Source organism: Aliamphritea spongicola (genome assembly GCF_017051665.1).
Classification (GTDB): Bacteria; Pseudomonadota; Gammaproteobacteria; order Pseudomonadales; family Balneatricaceae; genus Amphritea; species Amphritea spongicola.
This window is the reverse complement of the sequence record NZ_JAFIDL010000064.1, coordinates 1-319: the sequence shown is the minus strand read 5'-3', so window position 1 is coordinate 319 and position 319 is coordinate 1. Positions and strand designations below refer to the sequence as shown.

At 54.5% G+C, this 319-nt stretch carries 1 protein-coding gene; it reads right to left on the bottom strand.

Going from position 1 to position 319, the window contains the following annotated elements:
• Positions 1 to 319: hypothetical protein (locus JYB63_RS22755; protein WP_205660205.1), on the bottom strand; the 319-nt coding region annotated here is incomplete at both ends.

The window sequence follows — 319 nt, the reverse complement described above, 5'->3', positions numbered from 1 at the left end:
CGCGAGAAGCTACTGCCTCGCGGCTCTGGCGTGCCAACACTTCGCTTTTTTCGGTTTGCTCTGTGAGCCAGGCAGCAGACTCTTGATCGTCATTTTTAAGCTGCAGTTCTATGGCGTAGCCGTCTGGGTCAATCCAGAAAACGCCGTCGCCAGGCAGCTGAACAACATCGAGATTGCCGGCAAAGATATTACCGTCGACGGTTGAAAATGATGGACGCCCTTGTGGGTCAGTAATCGCAATACCATCCCCGGCCTGACCAAAGGAGATGAAGTCAAGAGCTGACCCGCTCGGGTAGTCAGTAAGCTCTTGTGCTGCGCC